Genomic DNA, 1690 nt, shown 5'->3' on the forward strand with positions numbered 1-1690 from the left:
AGCCCTCCGTCAGATAGTGAACCAGGGGCGGGATCCCGCGCGCCGCCCGGCCCGCCTGCCGCACGTACCAGGCGGGATCGAACAGCGGATGCGGCGAGAGCCCCTGCATCCAGCCTTCGCGCATATAGTGCCCGACGGGGTCGTCGCCCGCCGCCAGGGTCGGTCCCTGGGCGAGATAGTGCCCCACGTCGAAAGCGGGATGCGGGCTGCACCCGAGCGCGGCGCCCCGGCGTACATAATGCTCCAGAGCGCTGACGCCGGAGCCGGCCAGTTCGCCGGCGTTCTGGCGGCGGTAGTGCCCTTCGTCGAACAGCGGATGCGGCGCACGGCCCTCCAAGCTGCCGGCGAGGAGATAATGGACCAGCGGGGCGGTCCGGCCGCCGGCGACGTCCGGGTGGCTGGCCAGGTATCTGCCCTGATCGAACGGCGCGAGCGGGGTCACCGCAGGGGCCGGTCCGCGGCGGGCATAGGCGGCCATGTGACGAAGGTTGTGCAGGGGCCGGCCCGAGCCGCGCCACACGCCGCTTCGGGCGATGACGACCGCCTGGCCAAAAGCCCCCAGCCGGGCCAGGAGCCGGTCGAACCGGCGGCTGAGCCCCCCGTGCCGACGCACCGGCGCGGGAACGCCGCGGCTCGTCCGGTAGGCCGCTGCGGCGGCGACCCGCAGGCGGGCGGCAAGCGCCTCGCGGGCCGCCAGCGACTCGTGCAGCGCCACCGTGAGTTCGGTCCGGGTGACCGCCTCGCGCACCTGGGAATCCTGCACGACGCGGCGCAGATCCGTGATCTTACCGGCGACGGCGCGCGCCTTCTCGACGACCCGAAAGACCCGATCGGCCTGCGACTCGCTCATGCCGCCTCCGTCTCCAGCCAGCGCCGGAAGCTCCCGGCGCCCGCGGCGTACGGGTCGGGATAGGCGGCCTGCAGGTCGGCGCGCTCGCGGTACAGCAGCCGGTGCGCCTTCTCGATCGGCGTGCCGTCGGCGTAGGCGCCATAGGCCCACCAGCGGTCTGGAATGGCCGCCTCGGTCGCCGCGGCGACCTCGCGCTTGTACCAGGCCCAGATTTCGTAGACCGGGAAGTTCGAGCCGGCGTACCGCTTGGTCATGGTGTCGCCAAGCGGGCCCAGCTTGGTGAAGTGCCAGAAGCGCAGCGGGTGGCCGTTCACCGTGATCCGCCCGTCCTTCTCCACCGCGACTTTCCGCTGGCTGAGGTTCCAGCTGGCGACGTTGTAGCCCGGGTCGCGCAGGATCTTCACACGGTCGAACAGCGCCGGCACGTGGTCGCACCAGCGTTGGTCCACGAACAGGCCCTGAGGGATGTCGTCGTAGCAATACGACAGCAACCGGTCGCTCCACCACTTTGCGAAACGCGCGCCCTCGCCGGTGGTGCGGATGGCGACGAAGCCCAGGTTGTAGATGCCGGTGCGCAGGGTCGCGATGTCGTTGTCCAGGATGGCCTGGACGTCATCGTTGGGATCGATCAGGTGCGGAGTCAGCACGATGTCGTCCGACTGCAGGTGGTCGATCAGCGGGTCGAGCCCGCCCAGCAGCGCCGTGTCCGGGTCCAGGTAGATCACCACGTCGGCTTCGCCGGCGGCGCAGACCTGGTGAATGTAGGGGCCTTTCACCGCGGTGCAGACCTCGACGACGTCGTGCTTGAAGAGCCAGCTCTTGAAGTTGGGAATGCCAAGG

2 protein-coding genes are annotated in these 1690 nt (G+C 70.4%); both read right to left on the reverse strand.

The window, feature by feature from the left end:
- The coding region (locus RIF93_RS20585) for a hypothetical protein (protein WP_309093305.1) at window positions 1-850 on the reverse strand (850 nt) is incomplete at its 3' end.
- A partial coding sequence (locus tag RIF93_RS20590) for a hypothetical protein (RefSeq protein ID WP_309093306.1) occupies window positions 847-1690 on the reverse strand: 844 nt, incomplete at its 5' end. The genes RIF93_RS20585 and RIF93_RS20590, both read right to left, overlap by 4 nt.

Origin of the sequence: Phenylobacterium sp. (genome assembly GCF_031181185.1) — a bacterium.
In the GTDB taxonomy this organism is placed as follows: Bacteria; Pseudomonadota; Alphaproteobacteria; order Caulobacterales; family Caulobacteraceae; genus Phenylobacterium.